Genomic DNA, 14,614 nt, shown 5'->3' with positions numbered 1-14,614 from the left:
ATGTCTTACCGGTTAAATCCGCGTAGCATTAATACCTGGCGGAATATTATCCAATGGGGGTTTTTCCTCTGGATACTGTACCTCGGGATTCGCTTTGGACTCTTTGTCCGACATTTTGAAACAGCCGGCGCGACGTCATTTGTTTCACGTCCTCCGGGAATTGAAGGGTTTCTGCCGATCGGAGCGTTAATGAGCCTGAAGCATTGGGTGATTAACGGCCTGGTAGATACGATTCACCCGGCCGCACTGGTTCTCTTTCTCACCTTCATAGCCATGAGCCTGCTGGCGAAAAAATCGTTCTGTTCCTGGTTGTGCCCGGTCGGTACTCTCTCGGAGGGTATGTGGAAAACCGGTCAACGCTTCCTGGGACGGGATTTTCAACTTTGGACCTGGCTTGATATCCCCTTGCGCGGGGTGAAATATCTTTTGTTTTTCTTTTTTGCCAAAACCATCCTCTATGATATGCCGGCACAAGCAATCAGTGGCTTTATGCGAGCCCCTTACTGGGCTACCAGCGATGTCAAGATGCTGTATTTCTTCAAACAGATGTCCGTCACTGCCATAGTTATCATTCTGATTCTGAGCGCTTTGTCTCTGCTTTACAAAAATTTCTGGTGCCGCTATCTCTGTCCCTACGGTGCCTTCCTGGGACTGCTAAGCATGCTTAGTCCAATGAAAATCAGGCGGGACAAAAATCAATGTAACGGTTGTGCCCGATGCACCAGTCACTGCCCTTCACACCTGCAGATACACCAAAAAACAACCATCCACAATCCGGAATGTATCGGTTGTATCAGCTGCGTCGAACACTGCACTGAAAACGCCCTGGCCATGTCCCTGCCCCAACTTAGAAAACCACTGCCACTATGGGTGTTCCCTGTGCTGGTTATGGGAATTTATTGTGCTGGAGTCACTTTTGGCATGGTATCCGGGAACTGGCAGACATCTCTGAGCTATCAGGATTATCAGGTTCTGATTCCGCTGCTGAACAGCACCGGGCATTAAGGGAAAAAGCTGGAAACAAAAAGCATTATCGCATACTGAAGGCGGCCTCGCCGGACCGCTAACGATTATAAAATCCCCTTCATTTTTCACCCTGACAAAAGCAACCCCCACGGGATTTAACCCTCACGCAACGATAAGGACTCCCGATAAACCTCGCTACCGGCAACACCATGATCACGGGCAACCTGCTTGACAATCTCTTTCCAGTTAAGGTCAGTGGTCTGGCGCAAGTGGCGCAAGTGCTCTGCTATCGTCAACTCCGGAACCTGAAGAGGTGGCGGTGACAGCATGATAACCAGCTCCCCTTTTACTGCTTCTCGCTCAGAAAAACTGGTCAGGGCTTCTTGCGCCGTGCCGGCAAACAACTCTTCATGACGCTTGGTCAGTTCACGCGCAATGGCAACCCGACACGCACCACCACAGGTAGTGACGATATCCGCTAGAGCAGCAAGCAGACGGTGGGGAGCTTCGTACATCACCTGGGTCGCCGTATCAGCACTACAACGTAGCAGCACAGCCCGTCTGGCCTGGACTTTGGCCGGCAGAAATCCGAGAAAGCGGAATCCTTCCGTCGGCAGTCCGGCAATGGACAACCCGGCGATCACGGCACAGGGACCAGGCACGGCAACTACCGAAATGGCTTCATGATGGCAGCGCTGCACCAGCTCGTAGCCGGGATCGGCAATACAGGGGGTACCGGCATCACTGATCAGGGCAATATTTTCGCCATCTTTGAGACGGGCCAGGAGCTGCTCAGCGCGCCCTTTTTCGTTGTGGTCGTGGTACGAAATCAGCCGCGTGGTAATACCGTAATGGGTCAGCAGCTTGCGGCTATGGCGGGTATCTTCGGCGGCGACCAAGGTCACCTCCTCCAGAACCCTGACGGCCCGATAGGTCATGTCTTCAAGGTTACCGATCGGCGTAGCCACAACATAGAGGGTGCCGCTCACGGCAACTGCTCCAGTTGGCTGAGCCACAGGGTTGCCGGCACGTCGCTCGGCATGCGCCAGTCACCACGCGGTGACAGCGCCACAGTGCCGACCTTGGGACCATCGGGCAGACAGGAGCGCTTGAACTGCTGACTGAAAAACCGCCGGTAAAACTGCTGCAGCCAGCCAGTCAACTGTTGACGACTGTATTCGTTCAAAAAGGCCTGTTCGGCCAGCATCAACACCTTCTGTGGTGGATAGTGCATCCTTACCACCTGGTAGAGAAAAAAATCATGGACCAGATAAGGACCAATCATCTGCTCCGTCAACTGATCGATTTCACCATCAGCGGTTGGCGGCAACAGCTCCGGTGAGATCGGGGTAGCGCAGACATCACGCAATACCGTGGAGATATCACCGCTGAATTCCTCATCGGCACACCATTGCACCAGATAGCGTACCAGGGTTTTGGGGACGCCGCTGTTGACCGCGTACATGGACATATGATCACCATTATAGGTACACCATCCCAGAGCTAATTCCGATAGATCGCCGGTACCGATCACTATGCCGGAAACCTGATTGGCGACATCCATCAGAATCTGGGTACGCTCCCGGGCCTGACTGTTTTCATAGGTCACATCGTGGGTTTGTGGATCATGGCCAATATCATCAAAATGCTGCTTAACTGCCGCATGAATCGGAATAACCCGCAGTGTTACACCCAGTTGGGAAGCGAGCTTTTCGGCATTGTTGCGGGTTCGGCTGGTGGTTCCAAAGCCGGGCATGGTGATCGCCACAATCCCCCCGCGCGCCAATCCGGCAAGGTCAAAAGCTTTGACCGTCACCAGCAACGCCAGGGTGGAATCAAGACCGCCGGAGAGGCCGACGACAACGGCCTTGGAGCCGGTATGGCGCAGGCGCCTGACCAACCCGCCGGTCTGGATCTGAAAAATCTCGTGACAGCGCTCCTTGCGCTCGCTAGCGTCAGGCGGAACGAAGGGAGTTCGTGTCAAGGGCCGCAGCAGCCCGGAGATGGCAGGTCGGGGCAAAGGGATGGAGATCAACCTGGAGGAACCTTTGGGAGCACTTTCAGCAAAGGGGCGATTGCGCTGACGCTCACTTTGCAGTCGGGCCAGGTCGACATCAGCAACCGCCAGCTGCCCCGCAAAGGAAAAACGCTCGGTTTCGGCAAAAATCTGACCATTTTCTGCAATCAGGGAGTGTCCGGGGAAAACCAGATCGGTGCTCGATTCGCCCGGCCCGGAACCGGCATAGACATAAGCGGCCAGACACCGCGCCGATTGTGAGGCCACCAGGTTGCGGCGATACTCATATTTACCGAGAATCTCCGGACTCGCTGAGAGATTCAGCAGCAGACTGGCCCCGGCCAGGGCTTGGGAGCTGCTGGGAGGCTGTACCGCCCACAGGTCTTCGCACAGTTCGATACCGATCATCATCCGCGGATCATCCGCCGCCGCAAAAAGCAGATCGGTACCAAAGGGAATATCAACACTACCCAGGGTGACGGCTGAACAATGGGCATCCCGCGCCGAAGAAAACCAGCGCTGCTCGTAAAACTCTCCGGTATTGGGCAGGTGGGTCTTGGGCACCAGGCCATGAATAATGCCACCGCTGATCAGCGCAGCACAATTAAACAAGCGCCCCGAAACAGCCAGCGGCAGTCCCACTACAAGGGCTATATCGGTGGTTGCAGTCCATTTTTCCAGGGCAAACAACACCTCAACCACCCGGTGTTGTAACATCTCCTGGAAAAACAGGTCACCACAGCTGTAACCGGTCAGGCAGAGCTCAGGGAAAACCACCAGGGAGCAGGATTGTTCTGCAGCACGCTGGGCCAGGTTGCAGATTTGCACAAGATTCGCATCAGGATCAGCCAGATGCAGTTGCGGCGTTGCCGCAGCCACGCGAACAAGTCCATACGGGATAGGATCGATTGCCGTAGCGGTTGCTTTGTTGGTCATTGACGAGATCTCCTTAGCGAAACGAACCGTCAGCCAGCGAGAGTAAAGGCATTCTGGATATGATTGATTTCCGGCGCCTGTCCAGGCCGCACCAGAATCGCTATTACATCAAAGCGCGGATGATAGCGTGAAACTCCAGGTTTTTTAAGATACCACTGGGCGCTGCGAATCAACTGCCGCTGTTTATGGGCTCCTACCGCATCCTGTGGCAAGCCGAACAGGGTGCTGCGCCGGGTTTTTACTTCAACAAAGATCAAATCATGGCGTTTTTCGGCAATGATATCAATTTCCCCCAGGGGACAGCGAAAATTACGTTCGATCAGAGTATAACCCTGTTCGCGCAAATAGGCAGCCGCCATCTCTTCCCCATAGCCCCCCAGAGCAAGACGTTGCTCAGTCACGCAAATGCTCCTTGACGCCGGCAAAGGTTCGACGATGAAGGGCGGATGGCCCGATCTCGGCAATAGCTGCCCGATGCTGCTGCGTTCCGTAGCCCTTATGGGAATCAAAGCCGTAACCAGGCAACTGGCGATGGTAGCTGAGCATGATCCGATCACGAATCACCTTGGCAACGACTGAGGCCGCCGCAATAGAAAGGGAACGACTGTCGCCTTGTTTGATACATTGTTGTGAAAGTGTTAAGGGAACGGCAGAGATCCCATCGATCAGTAAATGATCAGGAGTCTGTGACAGGCGGCCAACCGCACGAATCATGGCCAGCAGGGTCGCCTGGAGAATGTTCAGACGATCAATTTCCCGGGTGGAAGCGACACCAATACCGACGGCGCGCGCCTGTTGGCAGATTTCCGGATACAGAAACTGGCGCCTTCGTTCACTGAGCTTTTTGGAATCGGTCAGGCCAGGCAGGGAAAAATGTTCGGGCAGAATAACCGCGGCAGCAACCACCGGGCCGGCCAGGGGTCCGCGTCCGGCCTCATCGATCCCGGCTACGGACTGAAAACCACTTTGCCGCGCCTGCTCCTCAAATTCCAGAAACGTTGGCGCTGGGGAATCGAACAAACCTAAAGGTGTCATGCTGGTCGCCACCTTCATTAAAAAAGCCCCCAGCGTGAATACCGGGGGCTTCTTGTGCAGTAGATCAGGAATTAAGCAGTACGCTTTTCCGCAATCCGGGCAGCCTTACCGCGCAGGTTGCGCAGGTAGTACAGTTTGGCGCGACGGACTTTACCAACCCGCACCAGATCGACTCTTTCAATGCTCGGTGAATGGAGAGGAAAGATTCTTTCAACGCCGACACTGCCCGAGATCTTGCGCACGGTGTATGACGAACCAAGGCCGCAGTTGACACGTTTGATACAGATCCCTTCAAAAACCTGAATCCGCTGCTTGTCCCCTTCGGTAATTTTAACGTGAACCTTGAGGGTGTCACCCGCCTTAAAATGGGGGACATCCTTGCGGAGCTGCTCTTGCTCTAAGCGATCGATGATGTTCATGCCTTATCCTCCTGAAAAATGATTCTATCCGTGTCTTGCGACAGTGTTTATTTATTATGACTCGCCAGTTACGCCACGTAATCGCTTGAGAATACAGCGATCGTCAGCACTGAGGTCGGCCTTTTCCAACAAATCGGGGCGGCGTTGCAGAGTACGCAACAACTGCTGCTCACGGCGCCAGGCGTCGATCCGCCCGTGATCACCCGAAAGCAACACAGCAGGCACAGCAACACCATTAAATACCGGGGGCCTGGTATACTGGGGGTATTCCAGCAAACCATCGGTGAAAGAGTCGCTGGTCACGCTATCAGCTGAACCAAGAACTCCGGACACATGCCGGGAGATGGCATCTATCATCACCAGGGCCGGCAGCTCACCACCGGTCAACACAAAGTCTCCAATGGAAAACTCTTCATCCACCAGTGTCGCACGGACCCGCTCATCAAACCCGGCATAGCGTCCGCAGAGAAAGATGATTCCCTCTGCGGTTGACAACCGTCGGGCATGCTGCTGATCAAACGGCACGCCCTGCGGCGACATCAGCAACACCCTGGCTGCCGGGGTACGGCGTTTCAATTCAGTGACGGCCCGAAACAGGGGTTCGGGTTTGAGCACCATGCCGTCACCACCACCATATGGTGCATCATCGCAGGCCAGATGTTTACCTTCGGCCCAATGACGCAGGTTGTGGGTTTCAACCTCGATGAGCCCCTGTTTTAATGCCCGACCGATGATACTCTCGTGCAGAGGCGACTCGAGCATTTCCGGGAACAGGGTGACCACATGAAAAATCATTCTTGATCCGGCACCAGTCCTGCGGGTAAATCGACCTCGACAATTCGCTGCACCAGATCAATCGTTTCAATAAATTCTTTCACGGCCGGAATCAGTACTTCGCCGTACGCCCCCTCGACTACATAGGTATCGTGGGCAGCGGTGGTAAATATTCGGACCAAACGTCCCAGATCACCATAGTGCCGGTCAATGACCCGCATTCCCGAGAGTTCTTCCCAGTAATATTCGTCGTCATCAAGCTCGGGCAGGGCTGACTGCGGGATCTTCACCTTGCTGCCGACCAGGGGCTCGGCCAGTTCGATCGTGTCAAAACCCTTAAGCCTCAGCAACACCATCCCCTTGTGGGGGATCTGCCGACTGACAGGCACTGCAACAGCCCTCCCGGTTGGGGTTTCGAGCATCACCTCGGCAACCGCCAGCAGTACAGAATGGTCACCTGAGTGTGCTCGCACCTTGAGATCACCGCGCAGGCCGTGAGTGCCGATAACGTCTGCTATATGGAGCAGAGTCTCTTGGTCGCCCGGTTGCTGTTCAGAGCCAATCAACATGCCATCCCATCATCAGCACGGCCGGACAGAATCAGGCTTGTGCCGCTGACTGGCCTTTGAATTTCGCCCAGACACCGGAAAGGCGCAATAATCTGCGTACCGTATCTGTCGGCTGGGCACCCTTTTGCAGCCACTCCAGCGCGCGATCCTCTTTAAAATCAACAAGAGAATCTTCAAGGCGCGGGTTATACTGCCCCAATGCTTCAATAAACCGGCCATCCCGTGGGAAACGCTCATCGGCAACAACAACCCGATAAACTGGTTTTTTCTTGGCGCCACCGCGGGCGAGCCTGATTTTTACTGCCATGCTGTCTGTCCTCCTGGTGTTTCACATGAATTATTGGCGGTATACAAACTATTTAAAATGGAAGTTGACCACCACGACCAAGCATTCCCTTGAGCCCTTTAGGACCCATTTTCTGCATCTTTTTCATCATTTTCTGTGCTTCGACAAAACGTTTTAACAGCTGATTGACGTCCTGAACCCGGGTTCCGCTGCCTTTGGCAATGCGCAGGCGACGTGAACCATTCAAAATCCGGTGATCCATCCGTTCCCGCGCCGTCATTGAGCGGATAATGGCTTCGATCTTCTGGATTTCCTTTTCAGGCAACTGCATCCCTGGTGCCTGCTTCATCATTTTACCGGCGCCTGGGATCATCTTCAGCAGGGAGTCCATCGACCCCATTTTTTTAACCATTTGCATCTGCTCAAGAAAGGTCTCAAGGGTGAAACCATCCTTACGCAGTTTCGCTTCCATGGCAGCAGCGTCATCAGCCTCGACGGCAGCCTGGGCTTTTTCGATCAGGCTTAAGACATCCCCCATGCCCAGGATGCGCTGTGCCATACGATCAGGGTGGAAAACCTCAAGGGCGTCGAGCTTTTCCCCCATACCGACCAGCTTGACCGGTTTGCCGGTAACCGCCCGAATCGACAGGGCCGCACCACCGCGGGCATCACCGTCCATCTTGGTCAGAACAACACCGGTCAGGGGCAACTGTTCATTGAAGCTGGCCGCCACCGTCACTGCATCCTGACCGGTCATGGCGTCAGCGACAAACAGGATCTCCTGCGGAGCTACCGCCTGGACGATCCCTGTGAGCTCGCCCATCAACTCAGCATCGATATGCAGACGACCGGCGGTATCAAAAATTATCGTGTCAAAGCCGTTAAGCTCTGCATAGCGATGGGCACGGGTACAGATATCAACCGGTTTATCATCGACCGACGAGTCGAAAACCTCGATCCCCAACTGACGACCCAGAGTTTTCAGCTGTTCAATCGCCGCCGGTCGATAAACATCCGCAGGCACCAGCAACGGATTGCGCTTATCGCGCCGCAGCTTGAGTGCCAGCTTGCCACAACTGGTTGTCTTACCTGCCCCCTGTAACCCGCAGAGCATCAATGAAACAGGCGGCTTGGCGGCCAGTTTCAGGGAATTATCTTCCCCGTCACCCATCAGTCGCGCCAGCTCTTCCCGAACAATTTTGATCACCTGTTGCGCCGGCGTCAGGCTCTTAAGGACATCCTGCCCCGTTGCGCGCTCACTGACCGTGGCCACAAAATCCTTGACAACCCGGAAATTGACATCGGCCTCAAGCAGAACCAAGCGAATTTCGCGCATGGTTTCTTTGATCTGCTTTTCGGTTAAGCGCCCGTGGCCACGCAGTTTTTTAAAAACCGCATCAAGCTTGTCAGAGAGATTATCAAACATACAGCCCGTCGCTTCAACTCACAAAAGAGTCAAGGTAAAATTTATCATCCTCATTTGTCAAGACAAAACTCAGACACAAGGACTACTTACATAATCTGCACATACTTGCCCGCTTGCATCACCCAGAGTTCCACAACAGCAACACCTGCCGCTTCGAGTATCTCGCTGATCGCGGCACGTTCAAGCGGGGCGAAACATAAGGCCAGCCCACAATCTGCACTGAGTTGTCGCGGTGCTGGAATCAGGGCGAAAGCAATACCTGCATCCTTTAAAACTTTTTCAGCCTTAAGCACCCGGTGAACCGAATGAAAAACCGCAACACAATCACCTTGCTTAACCACGGCACCTCTTTAAATTGCTGATTGACACCCCCCATCCGGTCGCGCATAGTGCCATGATTGTATTGTCTGCGCAAGAAGCAATTGATAGCCAGCGTCGATCAATTGACAACTCCCTGACGCAGACAGTAAATTTGAGTGACATGTTCTAAAAAATATCGAAGAAGGATTCCTGTTGCTGCCCGATTACCAAGTGCTACCGCTGATTATACTGGTTTCCATTGCATTCGCCTGCAATCTTCCCCTGGGTTATCTACGCGAATCCGCAACCAAGTATTCTCTGCGCTGGATCATCTACATCCATGCGTCCATCCCGTTACTGGTGATTGTCCGGCAACTGTACGGCTTCAGCTGGCACTGGATCCCGGTCACCCTGGCCTGCGCTGTTGGCGGTCAGCTTCTCGGAGGCTGGATGTACCGGCGGGTACAGTCAAGATGAGCGGCAAACGTCCTCGACTTAAACAGGCCCAAAGCGTTAACACCCTGCTCAAGGAGATGCTGAACAAACCGGGACTCGGGCAACAGATTACCCGCCATCAGGCCTGGCTGGTATGGGACAAGATTGTCGGCAGTCAGATAGCAGCACGGGCAAGACCGTTACGCCTGCGCAAAGGGGTTCTGGAAATAGCAGTCGATCATCCGGTCTGGATGCAGCAATTGCAGATGATGAAACCCCAGATCCTTGTCAAAATCCAGGAGCAGATACCAAAGGCCGGGATTACCGACCTCTACCTGCGCAAAAGCGGCCATTACGCAGCGACTCCGCCACCCGGAACAGCTCCACAAAAAACTCCACCCCTCGAGGACATCAAACTCAGTGCTGCAGAGCGTTCCCACATTGATCACCTCGTCAAGGGCATTGAAAATCCGGAGCTGCAACAGGAACTACGCCGGCTCTTTAGCCTGCAGGCAAGGCTCCATAAAAAGCGCGGTTCCTAACCCTCCTCTCCGGGGTTAAGGTACATCTGTTCAACCTCTTCGGTATAACGGCGCTCGGCCTGACATCCCACATAAAGAACCAGTGGTTTTTCGATCTGTAATCCAGGCCGCCCGCCCTTAACTCCTTCAACCAAAACCAACCTGGCAGCGCTATCAGCTGTTGCATGAACCATCCGCAAGCGCTTGGGTTCGATCCGGGTCCGCGTCATCGCGCCAAGCAAAAGATTGAGCCGTTCAGCCAGATAGACTACGGCAAAATGACCGCCTGCCTTTAACAACCAGCTCGCTGCCGCCGCAAAATCCTCGATGGTACCCGCCAACTCGTGACGCGCATGAGCACGTTCATCATTGGGCGCGATCCGGCCACTGACAACGGCACGATAAGGAGGATTGCTCACCACCAGGTCCATTCCCCCACCAGCATGAATCTCTGTTATCCGGCGGATATCACCCTGATGAATACTGATACGCCCGGCAAGACCATTCAATGCAACATTACGTTGGGCGCGCGCTACCATGTCCTCTTGCAACTCAAAACCGGATATTCTATCGGCGGCACTCAAATGTGACAACAACAACGGCAGCACTCCGTTGCCCGTTCCCAAATCAGCAATTTGTCGACATGGAGCAAGCCGAACAAAGCGCGCCAGAAGAACGGCGTCAATGGAATAGCGATGGCCGGCTTTTGCCTGCCAAATCTGCAAATTTCCAGGAAGTATTCGATCCAGGGTTTCTCCGGTGCTCATTTTGCTCCTTCACACACCAAAAAAAAACGAACGCCAACCCGGATTAACCGGACTGGCGTTCGCCATCAATACTTATTAAATAAACAAAAACCAATAACGATATTTTATCGCTTATGACACTCGTTACAGGTGCCCTTCATACCGCCACCTTTGTGGCAATCGATACAGAAGGTGTGAAATTTACCCCTAGGTGATTTAGTTGACTCAGCATTGGTGCCATCATGACAGCTGCGGCAAGAGGCCATCTCGCCGGTATGGTGACAGGAAGCACAGTCACCTGTTGCCACGTGAGCTTCATGATTAAAGGTAACATTTCCGTTCTTGGCTTCAAAAACAACTTCGGTAGGTGCGGCAATCGCATACACAGCGACGCCAACAATAGCAAACACGGCCAACAATACAGCAAGCTTCTTCATTTCTTAATCCTCCTGATAAAAGACAATAACCAATGACAATAAACAACCTGTTGCGGATCAAATTAAAATAACAGCCCCTGAATGTCAATAAAATTGTATACAGTGTCCACTAAACCAGACCATCTATTCGTAATTTTTCCTGCAGTCGATCAGATTTTTTTACAACGCCGGCAGCCATCTCCTGTTTGAACTTATCGAGTCTTTGTTCCAGTAAAGGATCAGTTGTCGCCAGCATGCGTACGGCAAACAATCCCGCGTTGCGCGCCCCGGCAGGACCTATCGCCATGGTAGCCACCGGAATACCGGCCGGCATCTGCACCATCGCCAGCAGGGCATCAAGACCACGCAGTGCCGTGGCATCAATCGGCACCGCGATCACCGGCAACGTAGTTTCTGCGGCGACAACACCGGCCAGGTGAGCGGCGGCCCCGGCACCGGCGATCAGCACCCGGATACCGCGCTGGCGGGCGCTGCGCACATAGCTGGCAGTTCGTTCGGGAGTACGATGGGCACTTGAGACAATCATCTCAAAGGGGACATCAAACTGCTTGAGCGCCCGTCCAGCCTCAGACATCACCTCATAGTCGTTGTCACTACCCATCAAGATACCTACCAGCGGCTGGTTGTCACTCATTTTTTTCTCCTGCGCCAGCAACATGCTGTAATGCCCGGGCACCAATATCCCGGCGAAAATGAACTTTATCCCAATGAATTTTTTCAACTGCCTGGTAGGTATTGCTGATCGCCTGAGCAACGGTGGATCCCAGACCGGTGACGCCAAGAACCCGGCCACCACGATTGACGATCTTCCCCTGCTCGAGAGCGGTTCCGGCATGAAAGACCATCACATCCTCCATGGTGGCGACATCCTCCAGTCCGGAGATGGGCAGACCCTTGGCATAGTCTGCCGGGTATCCACCACTTGCCATGACCACACAAACCGCCGCCTTGTCGTGCCATTCGATCGTTTTACGACCGAGCTCACCCATGGCGCAGGCCTTGAGAATCGGCACAATGTCAGACTTCATGCGCATCAGCAACGGCTGTGCTTCCGGGTCACCAAAACGGGCGTTGTACTCCACCACCCGCGGTTGACCATCCTTGATCATCAAACCGACGTAAAGAATCCCACTGTAGGGGCAGCCATCTTTGGCCATTCCGGCAATGGTCGGACGGACAATCGTATCAACGATCTTTTGATAAAGCTCGCCTGTGACCACCGGGGCCGGCGAATAGGCTCCCATTCCCCCGGTATTAGGACCCTGATCCTGATCATAAACGCGCTTGTGATCCTGGGACGAAGCCAGCGGCAGAATCGATGTGCCATCGGTAAAAGCAAAAAAAGAGGCTTCCTCTCCGGTCATGAATTCCTCAATGACAATGCAGCTGCCGGCATCACCAAAGATCTGATCGAGCATCATGTCATCAAGTGCCGCAAGGGCCTGCTCTTCCGTCATGGCCACGACCACTCCCTTGCCGGCGGCCAGACCATTGGCCTTGATGACAATCGGCGCACCTTGCGCTTTGACATAGGCAACTGCGTCGTCATGATCGGTAAAACTGCGATAGGCTGCGGTAGGGATCTGGTGTCGCTCCATCAGCTCTTTGGAAAAGCGCTTGCTCCCCTCAATCTGAGCGGCTTTTCGTGTGGGTCCGAAAATTGTCAGCCCCGCATCCTGAAAATGATCGACAATCCCCAGGGTCAGGGGGATCTCGGGCCCAACAACAGTCAGATCAATCTGCTCGGCAAGGGCAAACTCGCACAGACCCTCAATATCATCGACATCGATATGAACACAGTCCGCCAGCTGGGCAATGCCGGGATTGCCGGGAGCACAGTAGATCTTTTCGACCAGGGGCGACTGGGCAATCTTCCAGACCAGGGCGTGCTCACGTCCGCCGCCACCGACGACCAGAATGTTCATTATTTTGTTTCCTTTCATTTATGCCTTCAAAACTCTTACTAAAGCGTGATTTTCGTGACGAATCAAGGCAGTCAAGAACAATTTTGTAAGGCGGGCATGGCAGCACGTCGCACAAAATTTTTCGCAGCCCAACGCCGAGTCGGCACGAAAGGCACGCTTTGCTAATGGCGAAAATGCCTCATCCCGGTAAACACCATCGCAATTCCATGCTCATCGGCTGCGGCAATCACCTCATCATCACGGATTGACCCACCGGGCTGAATCACTGCTGTCACTCCAGCAGCGGCGGCATTATCGATCCCGTCACGGAACGGGAAGAAGGCATCGGAGGCCATGGCCGAACCGCTCACGCTCAGGCCTGCGTGCTCAGCCTTAATGGCCGCAATACGCGCTGAATTCACACGGCTCATCTGCCCGGCACCAACGCCGATGGTCATGCCGTCCTTACCATAGACAATGGCATTGGACTTCACATATTTAGCCACCCGCCAGGCAAAGTCGAGGTTTTTCATCTCTTCAGCGGTCGGCTTACGGCGGGTCACTACCTTCAGTTCGGCGCTGAGTTGCAAATCGGCATCCTGCACCAGCAGACCACCATGCACTTTTTTGAAGTCAAACCGTGTTGTGCTGTCAGCCGGCCACTGTCCGCACTCGAGCAGACGGACATTTTTCTTAGCCGCAACGACAGCAACAGCTTCAGTGGCGATTTTCGGGGCGATAATCACCTCGACGAATTGATTATCGACAATAGCCTGGGCCGTTTCTGCATCCAGCTCGCCATTAACGGCAATAATGCCGCCGAAGGCTGATTCCGGATCGGTGGAAAACGCCTTGCGATAGGCCTCCAGAAGATGATTGCCAACCGCCACCCCGCAAGGATTGGCATGCTTGACGATAACGCAGGCCGGGGTGCCGTCAAACTGCTTAACACACTCCAGCGCGGCATCAGTATCGGCGATATTATTATAAGAGAGTTCTTTTCCCTGCAGTTGTCTGGCGGTCGCTACGGAGGCTTCGCTGAACCCCTTTTCGACATAAAAGGCCGCTTTCTGGTGGGGGTTTTCACCGTAACGCATCCCCTGACTGTGCTGGTATTGCAGAGTCAAACTGACCGGGAAGTCTGTTACTTCTCCACTGGTACGCTGGCCAAGCCAGTTGGAGATGGCACCATCGTAGGCAGCAGTATGCTGGTAGGCTTTGGCCGCGAGACGGAAATTCGTCTGTTCTGACACCGCTCCGGCACTTGACTTCAGCTCATCCAGCACCGTCACGTAGTCTGCCGGATCAACCAGAACAGTGACCGAGCGGTTATTCTTGGCGGCACTGCGCAACATACTCGGGCCACCGATATCGATATTTTCGATGGCATCCTCCAGACGGCAGTCCGGACGCGCTACTGTCGCTTCAAAAGGGTAAAGATTGACGACCACCAGATCAATCGCCTCAATGTCATGCTGCTGCATGGCGGCGACATGTTCCGGATGATCACGCAGACCAAGAAGGGCGCCATGCACCTTGGGGTGCAGAGTCTTGACCCGGCCGTTCATCATCTCGGGAAAACCGGTATATTCAGACACATCGGTTACCGGAATTTGCGCTTCACGCAGCAGGCCGGCAGTACCCCCGGTAGAGAGAATCGCCACCCCGTAGTCACGACTGAGTGTTCGGGCCAAATCGACAACACCGGTCTTGTCAGATACCGATATAAGTGCACGCTTGATGACAGCCATCCTGGATCCTTTCTGTGTTTTCTCTATTGGCTAAATGTGAATTAACGTCAATATCAACAAGAAGGTTCTAGCGCGTTAGCGCTACCCTAATC

18 protein-coding genes are annotated in these 14,614 nt (G+C 54.0%); 3 read left to right on the top strand and 15 right to left on the bottom strand.

Features of this window, described 5'->3' with window-relative positions:
• Positions 1–1,005, top strand: coding sequence for a 4Fe-4S binding protein (locus AC1931_RS12040; protein ID WP_483877517.1), 1,005 nt, complete (start codon positions 1–3; stop codon positions 1,003–1,005).
• Between the two features lie 116 nt (positions 1,006–1,121).
• Here the strand turns inward: AC1931_RS12040 and rsmI are convergent, their stop codons facing one another.
• The 10 genes from rsmI to AC1931_RS11990 form a co-directional block, all read right to left on the bottom strand.
• Positions 1,122–1,955 (bottom strand): 16S rRNA (cytidine(1402)-2'-O)-methyltransferase, encoded by an 834-nt coding sequence (gene rsmI / locus AC1931_RS12035; RefSeq protein WP_483877516.1) that lies wholly within the window; start codon positions 1,953–1,955, stop codon positions 1,122–1,124.
• Positions 1,952–3,919: an NAD(+) synthase gene (locus AC1931_RS12030; RefSeq protein WP_483877515.1), complete on the bottom strand. Its 1,968-nt coding sequence runs from the start codon at positions 3,917–3,919 to the stop codon at positions 1,952–1,954. The genes rsmI and AC1931_RS12030 overlap by 4 nt, the downstream gene beginning before the upstream one ends.
• A gap of 29 nt (positions 3,920–3,948) precedes the next feature.
• Positions 3,949–4,320, bottom strand: coding sequence for a YraN family protein (locus tag AC1931_RS12025; RefSeq protein ID WP_483877514.1), 372 nt, complete (start codon positions 4,318–4,320; stop codon positions 3,949–3,951).
• Positions 4,313–4,954 (bottom strand): ribonuclease HII, encoded by a 642-nt coding sequence (locus tag AC1931_RS12020; protein WP_483877513.1) that lies wholly within the window; start codon positions 4,952–4,954, stop codon positions 4,313–4,315. Before AC1931_RS12020 ends, AC1931_RS12025 begins: the two co-directional genes overlap by 8 nt.
• A 71-nt stretch (positions 4,955–5,025) precedes the next feature.
• Positions 5,026–5,373, bottom strand: a complete 348-nt coding sequence (rplS, locus tag AC1931_RS12015) for a 50S ribosomal protein L19 (protein WP_483877512.1) — start codon at positions 5,371–5,373, stop codon at positions 5,026–5,028.
• Between the two features lie 54 nt (positions 5,374–5,427).
• On the bottom strand, positions 5,428–6,168 hold the full coding sequence (gene trmD / locus AC1931_RS12010; protein WP_483877511.1) for a tRNA (guanosine(37)-N1)-methyltransferase TrmD: 741 nt from the start codon (positions 6,166–6,168) through the stop codon (positions 5,428–5,430).
• Positions 6,165–6,716, bottom strand: coding sequence for a ribosome maturation factor RimM (gene rimM / locus AC1931_RS12005; protein ID WP_483877510.1), 552 nt, complete (start codon positions 6,714–6,716; stop codon positions 6,165–6,167). The genes trmD and rimM overlap by 4 nt, the downstream gene beginning before the upstream one ends.
• 31 nt (positions 6,717–6,747) lie before the next feature.
• A complete protein-coding gene (rpsP, locus tag AC1931_RS12000; protein WP_483877509.1) occupies positions 6,748–7,023 on the bottom strand; it encodes a 30S ribosomal protein S16 in 276 nt (91 codons plus the stop codon).
• A 52-nt stretch (positions 7,024–7,075) separates the two neighbouring features.
• Positions 7,076–8,428, bottom strand: coding sequence for a signal recognition particle protein (gene ffh / locus AC1931_RS11995; RefSeq protein ID WP_483877508.1), 1,353 nt, complete (start codon positions 8,426–8,428; stop codon positions 7,076–7,078).
• Positions 8,429–8,514: 86 nt separating this feature from the next.
• A complete protein-coding gene (locus tag AC1931_RS11990) occupies positions 8,515–8,769 on the bottom strand; it encodes a putative Se/S carrier protein (RefSeq protein WP_483877507.1) in 255 nt (84 codons plus the stop codon).
• Between the two features lie 172 nt (positions 8,770–8,941).
• Between AC1931_RS11990 and AC1931_RS11985 the strand changes: the two genes are divergently transcribed.
• On the top strand, positions 8,942–9,205 hold the full coding sequence (locus AC1931_RS11985) for a hypothetical protein (protein WP_483877506.1): 264 nt from the start codon (positions 8,942–8,944) through the stop codon (positions 9,203–9,205).
• Complete coding sequence (locus AC1931_RS11980; protein ID WP_483877505.1) at positions 9,202–9,705, top strand: DciA family protein; 504 nt, start codon at positions 9,202–9,204, stop codon at positions 9,703–9,705. Before AC1931_RS11985 ends, AC1931_RS11980 begins: the two co-directional genes overlap by 4 nt.
• On the opposite strand, the gene AC1931_RS11975 is transcribed toward AC1931_RS11980, so the two are convergent.
• The 5 genes from AC1931_RS11975 to purH all read right to left on the bottom strand — a co-directional run bounded on the left by AC1931_RS11975 (position 9,702) and on the right by purH (position 14,522).
• Positions 9,702–10,451: a tRNA1(Val) (adenine(37)-N6)-methyltransferase gene (locus AC1931_RS11975; protein ID WP_483877504.1), complete on the bottom strand. Its 750-nt coding sequence runs from the start codon at positions 10,449–10,451 to the stop codon at positions 9,702–9,704. The two genes, AC1931_RS11980 and AC1931_RS11975, sit on opposite strands and share 4 nt — an antisense overlap.
• Before the next feature lie 104 nt (positions 10,452–10,555).
• Positions 10,556–10,867, bottom strand: coding sequence for a cytochrome c3 family protein (locus AC1931_RS11970; protein WP_483877503.1), 312 nt, complete (start codon positions 10,865–10,867; stop codon positions 10,556–10,558).
• Between the two features lie 109 nt (positions 10,868–10,976).
• A complete protein-coding gene (gene purE, locus AC1931_RS11965; protein ID WP_483877502.1) occupies positions 10,977–11,501 on the bottom strand; it encodes a 5-(carboxyamino)imidazole ribonucleotide mutase in 525 nt (174 codons plus the stop codon).
• The gene (gene purD / locus AC1931_RS11960; RefSeq protein WP_483877501.1) at positions 11,494–12,792 is read right to left on the bottom strand and encodes a phosphoribosylamine--glycine ligase; all 1,299 of its coding nucleotides are present in this window, start codon (positions 12,790–12,792) and stop codon (positions 11,494–11,496) included. The genes purE and purD overlap by 8 nt, the downstream gene beginning before the upstream one ends.
• A 161-nt stretch (positions 12,793–12,953) precedes the next feature.
• A complete protein-coding gene (gene purH, locus AC1931_RS11955) occupies positions 12,954–14,522 on the bottom strand; it encodes a bifunctional phosphoribosylaminoimidazolecarboxamide formyltransferase/IMP cyclohydrolase (RefSeq protein WP_483877500.1) in 1,569 nt (522 codons plus the stop codon).
• Positions 14,523–14,614 lie beyond the last annotated feature (92 nt).

This window comes from Pelovirga sp. C15f (genome assembly GCF_057178085.1).
The sequence above is the reverse complement of the archived record's forward strand: the minus strand, read 5'-3'. Positions and strand labels throughout refer to the sequence as shown.